The organism is Pseudomonas sp. GZD-209 (assembly GCF_049310485.1).
GTDB lineage: Bacteria > Pseudomonadota > Gammaproteobacteria > Pseudomonadales > Pseudomonadaceae > Aquipseudomonas > Aquipseudomonas sichuanensis.
This window is the reverse complement of record NZ_JBMOWQ010000055.1, coordinates 76,175-95,194: the sequence shown is the minus strand read 5'-3', so window position 1 is coordinate 95,194 and position 19,020 is coordinate 76,175. Positions and strand designations below refer to the sequence as shown.

Annotated in this window: 13 protein-coding genes and 2 pseudogenes; 6 read left to right on the top strand and 9 right to left on the bottom strand. The window is 53.1% G+C overall.

The genetic code is table 11. The annotated features are described in order from the left end of the window. Nucleotides 1–33 precede the first annotated feature (33 nt). The 6 genes from ACO6VM_RS08535 to ACO6VM_RS08510 form a co-directional block, all read right to left on the bottom strand. Complete coding sequence (locus ACO6VM_RS08535) at nucleotides 34–342, bottom strand: GrpB family protein (RefSeq protein ID WP_422403113.1); 309 nt, start codon at nucleotides 340–342, stop codon at nucleotides 34–36. A gap of 196 nt (nucleotides 343–538) precedes the next feature. Further along, the gene (locus ACO6VM_RS08530; protein ID WP_422403108.1) at nucleotides 539–1,858 is read right to left on the bottom strand and encodes an APC family permease; all 1,320 of its coding nucleotides are present in this window, start codon (nucleotides 1,856–1,858) and stop codon (nucleotides 539–541) included. 146 nt (nucleotides 1,859–2,004) lie between these two features. Further along, nucleotides 2,005–3,330, bottom strand: coding sequence for an alginate export family protein (locus ACO6VM_RS08525; protein WP_422403107.1), 1,326 nt, complete (start codon nucleotides 3,328–3,330; stop codon nucleotides 2,005–2,007). A gap of 133 nt (nucleotides 3,331–3,463) precedes the next feature. Next, nucleotides 3,464–5,098, bottom strand: coding sequence for an amidohydrolase (locus ACO6VM_RS08520; RefSeq protein ID WP_422403106.1), 1,635 nt, complete (start codon nucleotides 5,096–5,098; stop codon nucleotides 3,464–3,466). Between the two features lie 53 nt (nucleotides 5,099–5,151). After that, on the bottom strand, nucleotides 5,152–6,252 hold the full coding sequence (locus ACO6VM_RS08515; RefSeq protein ID WP_422403105.1) for a polyamine ABC transporter substrate-binding protein: 1,101 nt from the start codon (nucleotides 6,250–6,252) through the stop codon (nucleotides 5,152–5,154). A gap of 110 nt (nucleotides 6,253–6,362) precedes the next feature. After that, nucleotides 6,363–7,178 carry a carbon-nitrogen hydrolase family protein gene (locus tag ACO6VM_RS08510; protein ID WP_422403104.1) on the bottom strand — a complete coding sequence of 272 codons (816 nt, stop codon included), beginning with the start codon at nucleotides 7,176–7,178 and terminating at the stop codon, nucleotides 6,363–6,365. A gap of 129 nt (nucleotides 7,179–7,307) precedes the next feature. On the opposite strand from ACO6VM_RS08510, the gene ACO6VM_RS08505 reads away from it, so the two are divergent. The 4 genes and pseudogenes from ACO6VM_RS08505 to ACO6VM_RS08490 form a co-directional block, all read left to right on the top strand. Then, nucleotides 7,308–8,102, top strand: a complete 795-nt coding sequence (locus tag ACO6VM_RS08505; protein WP_422403103.1) for a helix-turn-helix transcriptional regulator — start codon at nucleotides 7,308–7,310, stop codon at nucleotides 8,100–8,102. 279 nt (nucleotides 8,103–8,381) lie between these two features. Beyond that, nucleotides 8,382–9,440 (top strand): pilus assembly protein PilL, encoded by a 1,059-nt coding sequence (locus tag ACO6VM_RS08500; RefSeq protein ID WP_422403102.1) that lies wholly within the window; start codon nucleotides 8,382–8,384, stop codon nucleotides 9,438–9,440. An 11-nt stretch (nucleotides 9,441–9,451) separates the two neighbouring features. Next, nucleotides 9,452–9,776, top strand: a pseudogene (gene pilO2, locus ACO6VM_RS08495) (type 4b pilus protein PilO2); the annotation flags it as partial. Then, a pseudogene (locus ACO6VM_RS08490) lies at nucleotides 9,770–10,141 on the top strand (DEAD/DEAH box helicase); the annotation flags it as partial. The pseudogenes pilO2 and ACO6VM_RS08490, both read left to right, overlap by 7 nt. A 243-nt stretch (nucleotides 10,142–10,384) precedes the next feature. Here the strand turns inward: ACO6VM_RS08490 and ACO6VM_RS08485 are convergent. The 3 genes from ACO6VM_RS08485 to ACO6VM_RS08475 form a co-directional block, all read right to left on the bottom strand. Then, nucleotides 10,385–11,203, bottom strand: coding sequence for a substrate-binding periplasmic protein (locus ACO6VM_RS08485; RefSeq protein ID WP_422403101.1), 819 nt, complete (start codon nucleotides 11,201–11,203; stop codon nucleotides 10,385–10,387). A gap of 169 nt (nucleotides 11,204–11,372) precedes the next feature. Next, the gene (locus tag ACO6VM_RS08480) at nucleotides 11,373–14,051 is read right to left on the bottom strand and encodes an ATP-binding protein (protein ID WP_422403100.1); all 2,679 of its coding nucleotides are present in this window, start codon (nucleotides 14,049–14,051) and stop codon (nucleotides 11,373–11,375) included. Next, nucleotides 14,041–14,787, bottom strand: coding sequence for a response regulator (locus ACO6VM_RS08475; protein ID WP_422403112.1), 747 nt, complete (start codon nucleotides 14,785–14,787; stop codon nucleotides 14,041–14,043). The genes ACO6VM_RS08480 and ACO6VM_RS08475 overlap by 11 nt, the downstream gene beginning before the upstream one ends. A 538-nt stretch (nucleotides 14,788–15,325) precedes the next feature. Here ACO6VM_RS08475 and ACO6VM_RS08470 point away from each other — a divergent pair. Continuing rightward, nucleotides 15,326–17,074 (top strand): putative bifunctional diguanylate cyclase/phosphodiesterase, encoded by a 1,749-nt coding sequence (locus ACO6VM_RS08470; protein WP_422403099.1) that lies wholly within the window; start codon nucleotides 15,326–15,328, stop codon nucleotides 17,072–17,074. Between the two features lie 57 nt (nucleotides 17,075–17,131). Then, the gene (locus tag ACO6VM_RS08465; protein ID WP_422403098.1) at nucleotides 17,132–18,742 is read left to right on the top strand and encodes a methyl-accepting chemotaxis protein; all 1,611 of its coding nucleotides are present in this window, start codon (nucleotides 17,132–17,134) and stop codon (nucleotides 18,740–18,742) included. The last annotated feature ends 278 nt before the right edge of the window (nucleotides 18,743–19,020 follow it).

Genomic DNA, 19,020 nt, shown 5'->3' with positions numbered 1-19,020 from the left:
ATCGAGTGTGCGCCCACGCTGACCAGAGACGTTTTATATCAGACCGCCGGGCCCAATCGGCCATTCAGGAATGGTCATACCGGAATGAAGTAGTGCCGCAAAAATAAGCGGAGATTTTTTCTCCAGATACTCAACCATCCCACCAGTACTATTCGACTCCAATTGAAGCTTCAGCGCTTCATACTGCTGACAGATTGAGCCATCGCGCTTAAGCAAATCTCGGAGCCCCAGCATCTGAGTGATAGTAAGGTGGCCACGGGCACAAGCGTGGAGCTTGTGTGGGTCGCTAAGCGGCCTCGTTATCAAGTGTCTGCTTTGGGTCGTTGGCTGCCGGTCGTGAATGGCTGCTTTCGACCCAAAGCTGCCCTTGGCGGAGGGCAGCTAACGGACAGAGGCGGACGTTCACCCATGAACAACTTGCCCAGCATAAGCCGTGGACTGAACATCGAATGCTTTACGCATTGCCGTAACGAGTATTCAAGGTAAACAGGTGCCGGTTACGTTCTCAAGTAGCCCGACTGGCTGGCCACCCGTGCTATCACCACGACCGAAGGTCGGGCGCAGGTTGGCGGAAACCTCGTGTCAGCCAGGTGAGATAGATCACGCCAAGGGTAAGCCAACAGAGTCCAATGACGATCGCGGTCGCACTTAGCTGGCTCACCAGATACAGATTTACGCACATGCCCAAAAGTGGAAACAATAGGTAGCTCACAAGCCCGAGGCGCTGGCGCCGGCGAGTGCGGTAGAAGTAGCAGATGACGCAAAGGTTCACTGCGGTGAACCCAAGGAAGGCACCGAAGTTGATGAAGGAGGTCGCCATTTCGAGCGTGAGGTTCAAACCCAACAGTCCGATTACGGCGGTGAACAGCAGGTTGAACACCGGAGCCTGGGTTTTGGGGTTGAGCGTGCCGAAGAACGGTTTGGGCAATATGTCGGCCCGGCCCATGAAGTAAAGCAGGCGGCTGGTACTGAGTTGCACGATGAGGCCCGAAGCGAACCCGGAGATAATCAAACCGAGATTCAGCCAATCCGCAAATATTTGCCCGCCTACTTCGACAGACATGAGATAAGCAGCGATCTGGGCGTCTTCGAATATACCGCCGGGATGGACCAGCTGCATGATGTACGCCACCAGCGCAAACAGCAGGCCTGCCGTTGCCATCACCAAAACCACGGCTCGTGGGATGTTGCGCTTCGCGTCGCGAGTTTCCTCGGCCATTGTAGTGACCGCATCGAAACCCAGATAGGAATAGGCCGCTACGGCCGCCGCTGCCGACACACCAAGGAAGGTGCTACTGGCGTTCCAGAGTGGAGCGGTCAGGGACACCGGTGACTGATGGACCAGGTGGATCACGCACAACACCACAAACAGCAACACAAGGGCGATGCCCAGCCCTGTCAGCAATTTGTTCGTCCGGTCTGCAAGACTAAGCCCCAGGACGTTCACCAGCGTGGTCAGGACAATGTTGACCAGCATCCAGCCCCAGAAAGGTATGGCAGGGAATTGCACATTGAGAAAAACCGATTGTACCAACCAGGCGACCATGGGCATGAACAGATAGTCCAGCAACACGAGCCAGCCGACCAGAAACCCCAATTGACCGCCCAGCATTTGCCGGGCGTAGAAATAGGCGGACCCGGAAACGGGAAACAGTCTGGCCATCTTGGCGTAGCTCAATGCCGACAACAGCATGGCGCCGGTGGCCAGCAGGAAAGCGGTTGGCGCCGTGCCGGCGCTGCTCTGGGCAATGACGCCGAAAATGACCAGCACCAGGCTGGGCGCCATGTAGGCCAGACCGAACAGCACTAACGAAGTCAGGCCGAGGCTGGCGGTCAATTTGACGGGTTTATCGGCCATGTCAAAGCTCCCTTTCAAGCATGAACGGGGGGACGGCGAAGAGGGGCGCCTTGCGGGCCCCGGTAGCTGCATTGATCACGGTGGTGTTCCTGTTGTTGATGAAGCAAATGCAGCCGGTCCGGGCCGCATCCACCTTCAGGTTTCGTTCAATAGCGGTAGGAGACGAACATCTCGAATGCACTGAAATCGTCGTTGCCGTAGGTTTCGCGGGCGGCTGCAAGGGGCTTGACCCAGCTGTAGGACACGCTGGTGTAAACGCTGGCTGTCGGGGTCCATTCGACGAACACCACGTTCTCGTCGGCGAAGCGTCGATCGCTGACGGCCCCACCGTTGAGCACTTTTTCATCCAGACTGAACTGGTAATGAACACCGCCCAGGTTCACCGTGGGTGTCAGGTGGGTTCGTAGTGCCCACTGGCTTACGCGTTCGTTGCTGTTGAACAGCAGATAGTTACCGACGACGTCACCAATCAGCCAGGTACCCCAGTCGACGTAGCCTTTGCTGAGCGGGTCCCAAGCTTTCTGCTTGTTGTCGCTCGGGTCGTCGTCGCCGGAGAAGGCGGCATGGCGATAGCTCAGTAATGGCTGTAGGGGCACGGAGGAAAAGGCATAGTCTGCCTGGGCGTACCAGGCGCTGGCGTCGTAGTCGACACCGTCGCCCGTACCACGCTGGACGGCGTATTCACCGTGTAGCGTAAGGTCGTCCACCAATGGCACCTTGCCTTGCAGAGCCCGCAGGTTGTACACCTGCATGCCCTCACGCGGGGTCAACCTGTCGGCCTTGCGTACCAGGGCGTTGGCCTTCATCGCCATGGCGCCCAGGATTACCGTATCGGCCACGTCATAGTCGATATTCAGGCCGTTCATGCGAAAGTCACCCAGGTCGTCATCCGTGCGCAAGCTGAATGCCTGGGCGCTGAGCGGGCCGTGGCTGTAGCCCAGCAGGGCGGAGTCGCGAAACGCAGTGCGTGGGCCTATCCAGTAGGCGGCATCGTCGAAGAGGTCGAGGTTGCCGTCCATGACGATGAAACCGGTACCGACCTTGTAGTCTTGGCGCCCGGCGCTGAACGACCAGTCCCCTTTGCGCACCCCGCCATAGAAGGCTTCGATGGACAGTCCGTGATCGGAGCTGCGGGTGTAGCCGCCAGCATCGCCGTCGCCAAAGGTAGCAGCCCCCACCGATGATACGCCGCCGAACACTTCAAGGTCTGGGCTGATCTCGTAGCGCAGAGTTGCGCCGGGCTTCAGGTACATTTCCTGCCAGACAGCCCGCTCGCCGGTATTTCGGCCACTGCGCAGGTCCACGCGTCCGGCTCCAAAATTGACGTTGCTGGTGCTGATGCTGGCTACGCCCGCAGCCAGTGTTGCTTCCCCTTTGATGTCACCAGCCTCGAAGGCATACCCGGCAAAGGCGCACGGGCTAAGTAAGGCGCCAAGCGCTGAAAGCGCCCGTGCCTGAGTGATGAAGGACATGTTGAGTTCTCCCGATTCTTCTTGTTGTAATGACAAACCCGGTGCTTCGCGCGCGCACTTCCCCCTCCGGGACCTGAAGGCCCGGAACGAGACGGGAGGCGTGTCGGGTTTCGCCCCGCTGCGGGGCGGCCTATCAGACGAAGCCTGAGTCTCGATGAACTTCCTGGCCTTCCAGCAGGGTGAGCAATACGTGGGTCTGGGCGATCTCGCCGGGCGCGATTTCAAAGAGATTGCGGTCAAGCACGATCAGGTCGGCGTACTTGCCTACGCTCAGGCTGCCGGTACAGTCGTCCCGCCAGGCGGCGTGGGCAGCGTTGATGGTGTAACCACGCAGTGCATCCTCAATGCTGATCCGGTGCTGTGGGTTGTGCACCGGGTCGTCGGGGCCGGCATCGAGTGCCTGGCGCGTGACGGCTGATTGCAGGATCTGGAAGGGGTCGTAGGTGCTCACGCCCCAGTCGCTGCTCATCATGCAGGTCACGCCTTTGCGCACGAACGCACCGATGGGGAAGATCCATTCGCTGCGCTGCTCGCCTAGCATGGCGATGGCGATGGCGTCGGCTTCAGGTTGCGGCTGTGCCCATAAAGGCTGGAAGTTTGCCAGGATGTCCAGGGTGGTGAAGCGAGGGATGTCGACCGGGGCCACCACTTGCAGGTGGGCGAGCTGATGACGCGAATCCCATTTGCCATTCTGTTGGCGGGCGTAGTCAATCCCATCCACCGCTGCACGCACGGCACCATCGCCGATGGTGTGTACGTGCAATTGGAACTTCTCGCGGTCAAAAGCTGCGAAGTACTCGTTGATCTGTGCCTGGGTGAACATCAATTCGGCGTTGCCACCCGTGTCGCTTCGCGGCTCCAGGAACACCGCCGTACCACTTTCCAGCACGCCGTCGAGGAAGAACTTGGCCGAGTGCATGCTTACCCGGTCGCCCTGGTAGGTGTCGCGCAAGTCTTGGAGTTCGCGAAGCTGTTCGTCCAGCGGTTTGTGCGCGAAGACCTTGGAGGTGGCACGTACGCGCAGGGTCAGGTCACCGCGCTCATGGGACGCCTGGTAGTTTTTCATATAGTTGCGGTTGACCATGGCGTCCAGCACGCCAGTGATGCCCCGACGGTTGAACTCTTTGCTGTAGTGCCGCATTGCTTCCAGGTATTCATTGTCCGTGTACCCAGGGGCGATACGATTCATTGCCCAGATCGCATCCTCCAGTAGCCACCCCTTGGGAGTACCGTCGGCGTTACGCACATAACTGCCGTTCTGTGGCTCAGGGCTACCCGGCTGCACACCGGCAATTTCGAAGGCTGCGCTGTTGGCCCAGCCATTGTGGTAGTCGTTGGCGAGCATCAGCGCCGGGCGACCGCCTGTCACGCTGTCGAGCAGTTCCTTGGTGAGCACCTCCGGGCCGAACAGGCTGGAGGAAAAGCCGACGCCACGAATCCAGGTCTTGTCGGGATGGCGTTCGGCGAACGCGCGGATACAGCCCAGCAGTTCATCCAGGGTGGTAGCGGTGTATAGCGCAGCATTGTGATAGAGATCGGCGCTGCTGAGCTGAAAGTGCACGTGAGTGTCTTGCAGGCCGGGCAGCAGCAGCCGCCCTTGTGCGTTGATTCGGCGGGTTTCGATGCCCGCCATGCGTTCGATATCGACGTTGGTACCCACAGCAACGATGCGCCCCTGATGCACGGCGATGGCCTGGGCCCTGGGCAGGTTCAGGTCCATGGTGTGGATGTCAGCGTGGGTGATGATCAAGTCTGCTGAGATAGGCATGCGTACTCCGGTCAAGCGAGTTTTTGTAATGCGAACGATCTGCGGCACGACAATCAAGTGCCGCTCTTCACCTTGCTCCAGAGCCGAGTACGCACGCGCTCCAGTTTGAGCGGCAGCGTTTCGAGCGGGTACAGCGTTGCCATTACTTCCTTCGAGGGGTACACCGCCGGGTTGTCGCGCAGTTGCGGATTGATGAAGGCCGTGGCGTCCTTGTTGCCATTGGGATAGCCGACATAGTCGGAGCTTTTGGCAATCACTTGCGGGCGCAGCATGTAATTGATGAAGTCATAGCCCTGCTGCGGGTGAGGTGCATCCTTGAGCAACACCATGTTTTCAAACCAGACCGGCGCGCCTTCTTTCGGGATGCTGTAGGCCAGTTTGACGCCATTGTTGGCATGGTCTGCCGTAACCTTGGCGCTGTAGACCGAGCCGCCCCAGCCGACCACGGCACAGATGTCGCCATTGGCCAGGTCGGTGGTGAATTTTGAGGAATCGAAGTAGCGGATATACGGGCGAATCTGCAGCAGCAACGCTTCAGCCTTGCGATAGTCTTCGGGGTTCTTGCTATTGGGTGGCAGCCCCAGGTAGTTCAGCGCAATAGGCACGATCTCCACGGGTGCATCCAGCATCGCGACGCCGCACTTACTGAGCTTCGCGATGTTTTCTTCTTTGAATATCAGGTCCCAGGAATTAACCGGCGCGTTCTTGCCTAGCAGTTGCTCGACCTTGGCCTGGTCATAGCCAATCCCCGTCGTGCCCCACATATAGGGCACGGCATAGCGGTTACCCGGGTCGTTGCCTTGCTGCTTTTCCAGGATTTCCGGTGCCAGATGCGACCAGTTGCTTAGACGATCACGATCCAGCTCCTGTATCACCCCGGCCTTGACCAAACCGGGCAACAGGTCGTCGGGTACCATCACCACGTCATAACCGGTGTGCCCGGTCATCAACTTGCTTTGCATCACTTCGGCATTGTCGAAGGCGTCCCAGATCAGCGAGATACCCGTATCTGCCTGGAATTCCTTGGGCGTTTCCGGCGCCAGGAAGTCCGACCAGTTATACAGGTGCACACGGGCAGGCTCCGCGTATGCGGGACTCAAGTTGGTACCGAACAGCGCGATGAGGCCGAACTTCAGTAAACGGTGAAGCGTCATGGTAGGCTCCTGGCGGACTGCTGGCTTGCGACCGCGCAGTCCGCAGACTGTCGCTGCATTATTGTTATCGTTGGCGTGAGCCCGGTGGTCGTGGGCACGTGAAGACTTGTTCAGGGAATCAGCAGTTCACGTCGGCCATCTGCGTGTTCGATGCGTTCACCGGGCAACTGGAAGCGCTGGTCCGCCTGGTAGTGGTAGAGCGCACGGGCATCGGCCAGTTGGGTCATGTCCAACTCGATGACATGACGGCACTCCTGGCGTCCACTTTCCAGCAACAACTGTCCGGACGGGTCAACCACCGCACTGCCGCCGGCGAACACAGTGTCGTCCTCACCTTCCCCGACACGGTTGACCACCACGGCAAACACTTGGTTTTCCTGCGCACGAGCGGTGACCGAGGTTCGGTGCACGTAACCATAGGGCTCCATGTTGCCATCGGCGACCAAGATCAGCTCGGCGCCCAGTGTCGCCACAGCCCTGGCGGTTTCCGGGAACTCGGTGTCGTAGCAGATCAGCAGGCCAATGCGCACGCCGCGCCACTCTACGGTGCCATAGCGGTCGCCGGGCAACACCAGCCCGGGCTCGGAGACCCAGAGATGGGTCTTGCGATAACTGAGCTGGATCCCTTCAGGGGTTATAAACAGCGTCGTGTTGTAATAATGCCCGCCGTCGTTCTCGATCAGCCCCACTACCACCGCCACCTGACGCTCACGAGCGGCCTGCTGGATGTCCAGGATACTGGGGCTGTCCAGGGGCAAGGCCTGTTCGGCAATGTTCTGGTGATTCAGGAAACCAGTGATCTGCGCTTCGGGAAAAACAATGATATCTACGCCTGGCGCGCAGTGGGTGATGGCGTCCAGTGTGCGTCGCAGATTGTAGGCGGTGTCGCCATCGCGCCCCGCCAGCTGTACAAGTTCGAGCTTCATATTCGGACCTTGGTATCGGGCTAAGTCCCGGTCAGGAAATAAGTGACTTTTGCAAAAGGTCGATGCAATTATGCGTTTTTCCAGCCCGTTTCCTATCACGTCGAGTGGTTAACCCTAGGGGGTAGATACATGACACCAACGCTCCAGGACATGGCCTGGCATCGCGCCGCCGGCCACGTGATCGAACACCTGGACAAGGCTGATTTCTGGCGAACCCTGAGCCGTTTGATAGGCGAATATGTGCCGATTGATAACTGGGCGGTGCTGCTGTTCAGCGACGGTTGCCCGTTTGCATTCGCTGAGAGCCCGTATGAGGGAGAGGGCCCCGACCCGCTGTTCCACGACTACATCAAGGGCATGTATCTACTCGACCCTTTCTACATCGCCAACCGCGAACTACCGGCAACCGGACTGTTCCGCCTGGCGGACGTTGCGCCGGAGCGCTTTAAGGACACCGAATACCACGAGCGCTACTTCAACCATTATGTGAAGAAGGATGAATTGCACTACAACGTGCGACTGGATGAGGTGCGCAGCCTGTGCCTTTCTCTGGGAAGCCGACACCTGTTCACGCCCGAGCAGGTTTCGCTGCTGGAGATGATTCGCCCGTGGGTAGTGGGCCTGATGCGCCAGCGCATGTTCTTCGAGGCGGCGATGCCTGAAAGCGCACCTCGCCAGGCGCCGCGGTGGCAAGCCAACCTTGAAGAGGCGATGGTGCGCTTTGGCACGCCTCTGACCGCCAGGGAACTGGAAGTGATCCGCCTGATTCTCAGCGGCTGCTCGAACAAGGAAGTGGCCGGCAAGCTGGGTATCTCGGCGGAGACTGTCAAGGTCCACCGTCGGCATGTCTACGCGAAGCTGAATATAAAATCGCCGCAGGAACTGTTTTCGCTGTTCCATAAGGCACAGGTTGAAAGCGCATGAGTGCGAGCTAGCGCTCCAAAGGTGCAGCAGGTGAACGTCTGCATTGTCCAACAATCATCCGATGCTGGGCGATTGCTCTCATTCGTGAACGGCAGCTTTGGGTCGTTAGCGGTCTGTCGCGAATAGCCCACTCATGGCAGGCACCAGTGCCCCCCATTACTAGCAGTTGCACCATTTCTCAAGCGCGCCGAATAAATCAAATCCTGCGAGATATTTATTTCCTACTGCGCGGGAAGCTACCGGCTGTCACCGTTGCCCTCAATGACTACAGGGGGCCTCATGATCAGGCAGTTGACCACTCTCTCGCTCGTCGCACTCGTTACCGCTTGTGCGATTCAGAAGGCTGAGCAGCCGCCGAAGCCGGCGTTCGATAGCAGCCGTAATCCGGAATGGCTTGCACCAGACCTCTATCCGAACGGGGCGAGTGCGGAGAAAGAGCCAGTGGTGCGGTATAGTCGCTACACCCTGGTGAGCACCCAGCCGGATGCGAGCCAGCGCGACCTCATGGCTCAGATCATCGACGTGACGATTCCGTCGAATATGACCCCCAGCGTGCGGGACGCCATGCTCTACGTAGTGGATCGGTCAGGCTACGCCCTGTGCCCACCGAGCTCGCAGCACGTCATCATCCTGTACACCCGCCCTCTGCCCGCCGCCCAATACAAGCTCGACCCGATGACTTTGCGCAACACCCTGCAAGTCCTCGCCGGTCCGGCCTGGCAGGTGAAGGTCGATGAGGTAAACCGTCAGGTGTGTTTCGTGCTGCGCCCAGGCTATCGGTTGCCAAGCCCTTCGGCGCCGGCCAACCAGCTCTATGCCGACAAGTCGTCTGCTCCACCCGTATCCGAAGTACGCTCGCCATCGGTGACCACGCTGAACCTGCAGCCGGCACCGATCCAGATCGGCAACGTTCAGAGCTACGTTGCATCCAGCTCGACCACCACCACGGCATCGGTGGGCTCAAGCACGTCGCTGACTCCGGCGACCATTACCTGCGGCTTCAACATGATGCTGCTGCCCAAGCTCTTGGACAAAGAAAACATGCTGCTGATGATCACCCTCAGCATCAGCAGCAAACCGCTTTTCAAAGACTTCGAGAGCAACGATTCCAAGGTCCAGACCACCGAATACGACACCAAGAACGTCGCGCCGAAGGTTCGACTGCGCAGCGGCGAAACACTGATCCTCACCGGTTTCGATGAGAACGGGGACGACGCCCGCAAGTCCGGGGTGGGGAGTGCCAGCTTCTTCGGTCTGGGTGGCGGCCGGACCCGCTCAACCACGCATAGCGCCCTGGTAGTTCTGGTGACGCCGATCGCCCTCCCGGACAGCCTGTGATGCCGACACACATGAACACGGAAACCCCGAAACCCATCAGCCGGGTGCAAACCATTCAGGTCCGCGGGCGCGTCTTTGTAACAGGCATGCTCTGGACGCCGCTGGGCAACATGACCAGCTACATGAAGGAAGCGCGTCAGTACGGACATGAGCACGGTATGGACATCGTTGCGATCCGTAGGACGTCGCTCATGATCCAAGCGGGCTTCGTTTCCAGCTCCTCTGACGTCCAAAGGCATGTACTCGCTGGCCGCTACCTTGGCGGGCCGGCTAGGCGACTCGTGGATCGCCGCCTGGGCCGTTGATGCTGGCCAGGACCGCTATGCCATCGCCGCGAGGACTGGATCCTCGACCAGCTCTACCGCGGTGTCGACGTGCTGCTCACCAACCCGGAGCTAGTCAAGACCAGTCTGGACCTTCTGGACTTCCCAACCATCGCGTTTCTGCAGACAGGGTACAACGTGTACACCCTACAGCAAGCCGCGCGGCGGTCATGGAGGATCGGGCAGAAACACCCAGTCCGCGTGTTTTTCTTCGGCTACGCCGGCAGCTCGCAGATCACCTGCCTGCAGCTGATGGCCAAGAAGATCGCGGTGGCGCAGAGCACCTCTGGCGATGTACCCGAGTCGGGACTTGACTCACTGAACCAGGACGGTGAGTCGGTCGAGATCACACTCGCACGACAACTCATTACTACATGACTCAATGCCACCTTCGGGTGGCGTTTTTTTGCTTGCGCAGGTATTTTATTCGACGACAACTTCAAGCTGCTATAACGACCCTGGAGTCCCTGAAAATTCCCATGTGTATCGGGAGTTAGCCGAATGGGCTGGTGGAAACCCGCCATCATTATCGCTTTGTGCGGAAAACCACGCCCCATTCTTCTTAACCACTTTTATCAATAGCACCCAGCACCATTTCTGAATATCATTACACTTCAAATACTACTCCGACTTATTCTCATGCTGCTTCCTCCAGCGCTTCATATTGTGCTTGAGAAAATCGCCGGGGGCATAACCAGAAACAAAAACCGTAATCTTGTCTTCTAGAGACTTCCTGAGATTTTCAGTATTACATGAGGATCGCTTTGAGATTGCAAGATGGAGCCCCTCCTTTGAAACCGTCGGCTCAAGTGCTTCGAGATCCCCCTCAACACCTAATGTCTGGGCTAGTGCCAAACCAGGATAAAACTCATAAACAATATACTCATTACGCTTAAAAAGAAGTTTCTTGAATGCTTGTTCCGAGCTAGGCACAGGCTCCAATCGAAGATTATCTCTAGCATAATCATCAAACCGCTGCCCGTAACTATTATTCACCAAAGTTCCGCCTATCTTCCCTCTCAAATCATCCCAACCGCTATAGCTAAACGCCTCCCCCTTACGAGTCCAAACAACACTGGAGCTATACAAAAATGGAGGTATTATGAAATTAAAATCCTCCAGCCTGGCAAATGTAACAAAGTACCCCGCAACCATATCAATACGACCGTGTTTAGCTTCTTCTTGAGCGCGCGACCAAGGGCCTGCATAAACCACATCGATATCTAAATCTAGCTCCTTAGCAACAGCCTTTAGAATGTCGACACTTGCACCAATCAGTTTGTGGGGATTTTCAGGATCACGCCAAAGATAAGGGGGATAGTCCGGATTCCCCGTGGCTGTCAACTTTCGACAATCTCCTTGGGCAACGGCATTCTCAACGAACAATACCGAGATGAGAGCCTCAACAAACATAATACCAAATCGAAAATTCGCCTTCATATCCTGAGCCCCTGGGCATGTATTATTTTTTCACCACACTCGTACTCCCAAGCGACGACCAACCTACCCAACTAAAATCCACCAAAAACAGCAGAGACATTATTTAGACGCAGCGTTTGAATATAAGCCTTACCCGAACTATGAAGCCAGTCATACCCCGTATATCCCATTAAAAATCCCCCTTCTCCAGAATACCTAACAAGTCACTAATACTGTCTAGATCACAGGCCTCTGCTAACGACCGAATGTGGCCTTTAAGCTCAAATCTACCGAGCGGCAATCTATCTAACCACTCAAAAACATCAGTCACCGCGCCCGACTCAAGAAACCCCTTGAGCTCATTCAAATATTCACCATCCAACTCACGCAACTGATGAAGAACAGTTTCATACTCACCATTTAATTCATGCACTGACATCCCCAAGCCATAAACAATCCCCAGAAGTTGGGCTAGTATCATTCGCAGACTTGTGAAATTTATTGGCTTTACCAATACCGCATCAAACTCGTGTTTCAGAGGCCCAGTAAGCGACTGCATGGTCTGCTCTGTTGCAGAGATAAGAACAATAGGAAGAGAAGGCCAACGAGCGCGCAGTGCAAACAAAAGCTGACCACCATTTAAACGCGGCATCAAGTAATCTGTTAGTACTAGGGATGGAGGCTCTCCAGCCTCACCAACCAATCGCTCCAAACAGTCTTGCCCGTCGCTCGCGGTCTCCACCTTGAACTCACAGTTTTCTAGCTCATCCAACAACAGGTTCCGAATATCTTCATTATCCTCAACAATCCAAATACGACGCCCTCCGCCGTTGAGTGGAGGGGCAGCGATTGAGAAGTCGAATAGCTGCGGCTCAGCTATTTCATCCTCAGACGCCACACTTAACGTCACATGAAAACTTACACACGTGCCTTTACCAACGTCGCTCTCTATCCCTATCTCCCCGCCCATTAATCCCACCCAATGTTCAACGATGGACAAGCCAAGCCCGCTTCCTTCAATCTCTAGCGGATGCCCACGGAAGAAAGGGGAAAAAAGACTTGGTAAATCCTCTTCTGAAATACCTATCCCCGTATCGTGCACACAAAAATAAAGGTCTACGCAGTCGCCCTCATTAGGGGAGCCAATTGAATAGACCCTTAAGCCAACAACGCCATCACGCGTGAATTTAGCGGCATTATCTAGAAGGTTAATTAAAACCTGACGAAGGCGTTTTGCATCAAGATTTAAAACTGCAGGCAACTGCCCCAAAAGATCGAAAGAAAATTTATTATGATTACGCTGAGCCAGAACCTGCGCTTCTAATACTACCGAATCGAGCAGACCATGAATATAGGTCGGGGCTACACATAACGTCTGTCCTGAGCTACCTTTTGCATAGTCAATCAAATCACTAACCAGAGCCAACATGTGGTTCGCACTTCTATAGATCACACCCGCTTTACGCGTTATGGTCCCACCCTCAGCCTGAAGAAGCTGCGCATAGCCAATTATAGAAGTTAATGGAGAGCGTAGATCATGACTAACTCGCCCCAGAAAATCCACTTTCGTCTGTATTGCATTATTTGCCTCTACCACTGCCGCCTGGAGCTCTCGGGTCCGCTGAGCAACCGCTTTCTCCAAGCGAATATTTTGTTGCCTCTGCCCCTCTAACAGTTCATGTTCAACTTGCCTTCTTCGAACCTGCTGCCGAACAGTAAAAATCCCAACAATACCTATAATTATACCCAGCCTAACCAAAACAGACAGCACACTAAAAGCACCACCATAATATATACCAAATATATAATCCAGACAAAACCAAATACTCTCCACCCAGCTAAACACAAATAACACTAGAAGCATCTGACGATACGGATCTCCTGGAAGAGCACGATTCGACAGTGAAAATGGCCAAACCAAAAGCACGCACAGACTAAAATACGAACTAAGCACCCGAACAGCGTTGTCACTTATCAACCCTTGACCAAGTATAAGCAACGCGCTCAACGACACCGTCAACGCGTAAAACAGGCACCAAATTTTTCGCCGACTACGGTCAAGAAGGAAAAATGATGATACAAAGAAACTTATCAGCGAGATTTGCCAAGATGTCATACGTATCGCAAGCCCATGCTCACGCAACCCGCCAAATAATTGAAAGGAAATATAACCAACCTGCTCTGCTTGCATTATAAAAGCAGAGGATAGCCAAATAGCCAGAACCAAGGAAATCCAGTCCAAGCGCAACAGCAGCAGTGCCACCAATGCTATTACACATCCAAATAGCGCTGCATGTTGCGCCTGTTCAATATTGTCTTGAGCCAGAACAGCTCTCAATCCCCAGACGCGAAGCGAAAGCGTTGGTCGGCTGTCGCTCTCAACGCGAACCAACAAGTTCTGAGCCGCCCCCTCTAACGTCTCTATAGATAGTAAGTTACGTCGACTGTATACCGGACGTTTAGTCAACGGTATAGAGGGCCCCGCACTCCAGTGACCCAGGATTCTGGATGAGCTTTCATCTAGTTGGTAGACATCAATATTGCCTACTCGCCAAGGCGCTATCTCAAGCATCCGGTCAAGGCTTTGATCATCACGTACCTCCAACGCAACCTTTAACCACAAGACCGAATGGCGACGAGGAGACGCAAGACGCTCCTTCGTGGACTGCAACCACTCCTTAGATTCCAGGGCTTGCTCTGGAGTAAGCTTTTGCCCAGTTCCCTCTACGAAAGACAAGGATCTATCAGTAACGTCTAGGTAAGCCTCATGCACATTATTCTGTTCGAAGACAAACAGAGAGCAAAAAGCTAAAAGGAGCAATATCGCACCAAAAATAACAACATATGCACTACGAGAATCAGACAGCATCCTTTGCCACCACACTTCTACGAGATTGACGATACTGATTAGGAGTCATCCCATAGCGTTCGCGGAAAGCAGTAGAGAAGTTTGCCCCGCTCGTGTATCCAATTTCGAGCCCAATAGCCTGAGCAGTTAAACCAGTGTTACTGAGGAGTCGACATGCTTCTTTCATACGTTCCTCACGCAGAAACTCAAAAACCGTAACACCGACGCACTGTTTAAATGCTTCGTTTAGACGCTTAGTATTTGTACCCACTTGGATTGCTAGCTCAGCAAGCTCTGGTGTGAGACTCAAGTTTGCGACCAACAGATTCCTAGACGCTTGAAAGAGAATATTATCCAAGTTACGAACTTTTGGATTTATCCGCCCCGGCTCAATCTCCCGCCCACCCAAACGTCGCAGGTGTATCACTAGCCGTAGGCGTACCTCTTCCAGCCTGAAAGGTTTTACAATGTAGTCGACAGCACCAGAAAGTAGGCCTTGCACACGCTGGTCAGGCATTCCTGCACCAGTAAGGAATATCACTGGAATCTGCCGAGTCTCCGGGGAGGACTGCATTATTCGGCAACAGGTTAATCCATCACATATAGGCATCAGGATATCCATCAGCACAAGATCCGGATTGATCAACTGAACCTTTTTGAATGCATCCTGACCGTTGCTCGCCAAATAAACACGACATCCTTGCTGCTGCAAGAAGTCAGCGAGGAGCATACGCTCGCTATCTACATCGTCGACCACCAAGATACGCTGCCCCTCTAAAACATCTGGAGGTAGGTTTAATGTTACGATGGCGCACCTCCTATCTTTCCTGTCTGCTACTTAAAGTAGCACGAGTATCACTCCAACACGTCCCATCGCCGATCCAGATCACAACTTTTTCAAGAAATCGAGATGTCATGGGACCTTCCTGATGCAACCTTATCGCACGGTCTCTCGATTAGGTTCAACCCCCCATATCCGAGCTGTTCCGCAGAAAAAAATATTACCCTTAACCAAAGGATTTTAGCCCTCAAGCAAAAACTAAACGCCGGAGAGTCACAATAATCCTAATGACATTCAGAGCCTAGGCCGCCTTTGGAAGTTTGCGCAAACTGTAACAATATCGTCACAAATGCAGGTTGAGTCATAGCTGTAACGCTCGACATTACCGCCTACACACCCAGGGCGGAAAAACCTTGAAATGATTACCGAGCATTGAAACGAGAGAGGAAGACACAAGAGAGACTATATAATTACAAGAGTGCCTTCCTTACACCCTACTACGATGAGTCACGACATGAAAAAAAACATAAGCAGTCTTGACCTTCCAACTCTTGAGGCGCTCTCTGAGCCAGCGCTGCATACAGTCATAATCTTTGATGAGCTTGGCATCATTAAAGCCACCAATACTTCAATTCAACATGACTTCGGCTACACACCAGAAGAGCTGACAGGGCACAGTATTTCTTGCCTCATTCCTTCTGACCACAACGACAATCATGCTTCATCTTTAAAACGCCACAAATTTCGAGGCCACTACCCATTTCTTTCTGAGATGCAATATATTGATGCCGAACTTATGGGGAAGCGTAAAAATGGCTCAACTTTCCCAATGCACCTACATCTAACAGAGCTTTGCACCGTTGGCACTAAGACTTTTGTTGGCATCTGCCACGATATCAGCGAGCAGCGCCGTCACTCAGCGCGTCTGGCTCAACTTGCAACATATGACAATCTGACCGGATGCTTTAATCGACACCAATTGATAAACATCTTAGACAACGCATTAATCCACTGCAAAAACACCAACGAGCATTTAGCCGTTCTTTTTATAGACCTGGATAAATTCAAGCAAATAAACGACAACTACGGCCACACCGTTGGCGACAAAGTTCTCATCCAAGTAGTTAATCGATTTAGAAAAATATTGCGTTCTAGCGACAGTCTTGGTCGCATCGGAGGGGATGAGTTCATCGCCCTTATCATGTCAAGCAACGAACAAACTTTGACAGCAATCCCAAATCGCCTAATTCAAAGTCTGGAGGCACCGTTCACCATAAACGCTTTGCCACTACAAGTGTCGGCAAGCATAGGAATTAGCCTCTATCCACAACATGGTGAGACCAGCGACGACTTGGTTAGCGCCGCAGATATAGCCATGTACCAAGTGAAGTCTCGCAACTATCTGCACTACTGCTTATTTAGTAAAGATATGCGCACTCAATCAGAGCAGGCTTTTCAACTAGCCACTCGACTACGTGAGGCTCTGAGAAACGATAAGTTCGAGTTGCATTATCAGCTTCAGTTCGACCTTAACAATTGTACCCCATCAGGTTTAGAAGCCTTAATACGGTGGCGAGATGAAGAGAAGAACCTAATACTACCCAGCGATTTCCTTCCTCTTGCTCAAAAATACGGTTTGATTCCGGAGATCACCCGCTGGGTACTCCGACGTGCCTGCCAAGACAACGCACATCTCATCGAACATGGCATCCTCAATGTCCCTATAGGGGTAAACATAAGTGCTGCCTCATTCTGTAACTATGATTTCGTACGAATTGTGACCACTATTTGCGAGGACACGAAGTTACCTCTATCACGACTGGAGATTGAAATCACCGAGGATGTAGCTATGCACAATCTTGATCTCGTGACTCAACATTCGATAGCGCTACGAGAGAATGGCATCTCATTGGCCATGGATGATTTTGGCACCGGTCACTCATCTCTTAGCCGTCTCCGTAATCTGCGATTTCACAAGCTAAAGATTGATCGATCGTTCATCAAGGAGCTTTCGGAAAATCTAGCAGACCAGGAGATAGTCCGAGCGATATTGGGCGTAGCGCGCGCATTGGACATCCAAGTGGTTGCGGAAGGAATCGAAACTGAAGATCAAATTAAATGGCTTCGTGATAAAGGGTGTGCATATGGGCAAGGTTTTTGGTTTGCGCGCCCCATGCCGCTTGCGGAATTAACCCAATGGCTAACCGGCAATAGAGGCGCTTGCTCCGCAAGTACATTAGGACAAACAAAAACAGGCTTGTAATAGCCACCCATCAAAAGACTTAACTTGTCATAACTCACGAACACATTGGAGTAATACATGAATTTGCGCTCCCTCAAAATTGGCCTTCGCTCAGCCTTGATATTCTCAATCATAGGATTGCTTACGCTTACGATTGGCGTCACTGCAATTTACCAAACCAGAACCATGAACGAGGCAGCAAGCGAGATTAGTGAAGACTGGCTACCCGGGGTTATGGCTACTGGAGAAATGGGTAGTAACCTAGGCCGAATCCGGGCTCTTTCATTACGTGCCTTCATCTTAAATCAAGAGGAAGACCTGCAAAAGATAGAAGACCTAAAACAAAGGATGTCCACCGCTTTTACCAAATATGAAGAATCGATAAACAGCGATGATGAACGTAAGATCTTTGAAAATCTAAGCAGCGAATACGCTAAATATTTGCTCGCCCTTTCCAGGTTCCTGGAATTCCAGAAAGCTGACACCAAAGTAGCACATGAAATATTAAACAGCGAGCTATCCCCACAAGCAGATAAAACAATCATCGCACTTAATAAGCTGACCCACTTCAATTCAACTCAAGCCGACATCGCAATCGATGCTAGTCAAAATGCCTTCCTGGAAGCTCGGAACGCAATAATAATTACACTAGCAATAATTATTGCCGCAATGCTTATATCCTCAATGGCATTGACTCGCAGCATAACGCGCCCTCTATCTGAAGCTATCTCTATTGCTGAACGAATCTCCAGCAGCGACCTCACTCAAAATATATTAGTTAAAAATCATGACGAGCCTGGATTGTTGATTGCCGCCCTAAAAAAAATGCAAGACAACCTCAGGCAAACTATCCAGCGCATCGCAGTGTCTTCAGACCTGCTCGCCTCCGCCGCTGAAGAACTTCACAATGTTACTGAAGACACGAACCGCGGCCTTCACCAACAGAGCGCTGAGATTGAACAGGCTGCAACAGCAGTCAATCAGATGACTGCTGCAGTTGAGGAAGTTGCCTGTAACGCGGTCAATACTGCAGAAGCCTCTAAAGATGCAGATATTACAACTCGAGACGGTCATAACAAAGTAGAGCAAGCGCTGACATCTATCCAGCAGTTAGTTAATGACGTATCTACTACTTCTGATGAAATTGAGCAGCTAGCAAATCGAACAGCTGAAATCAATCAAGTGCTAGACGTTATCGGCTCGATAGCAGATCAAACAAACCTTTTGGCATTAAATGCCGCGATCGAAGCTGCACGCGCTGGCGAAGCCGGCCGTGGTTTCGCAGTAGTAGCTGATGAAGTCCGGGCTTTAGCACATCGCACTCAGGAGTCTACGGAAGAAATCGAGCAAATGATCGGTGGTATTCAGGCTAGAACCTCTCAGGCTGTTGATGCAATGCAAGCCAGCCAAAATCGCGCAAACAGCACCCTGCAGATCGCCCAAGCAGCTGGAAATGCACTTCATTTGATTTCACAGTCCATGTCAACTATTAATGAGCGTAACCTCGTGATTGCCAGTGCATCTGAGGAACAAGCTCAGGTCGCTAGAGAAGTTGATAGAAATCTAATAAACATCCGAGACCTCTCAGTGCAGACATCCGCAGGAGCGGATCAGACTAGTACTGCGAGCCAGGAACTGTCTCGCCTCGCGACTGACTTAAACAGCTTAGTGACCAGCTTTAAAGTTTAAACGTTCACGGAGGGTCTGATGCTAAAGACCCTCCATTAACCTCTGGCAGCACTATATTTATGACCGTCAGGGACCGCTGACCAGTATATAACTCTCTCGTACGAGGCAACCAGATGAGGCATGAATTTCAATCATCGCAGTTCATGGCATGGTCTGCAAAGTATATAAATCTCCAGACGCTCACCGAAGAGGACTATGATGCCGCTTTATATGAAGCACAGATTTTAAAAAATCTCGATTTGGTCTCTGAGGCTGAATGGATACGGATGGTTAAATTT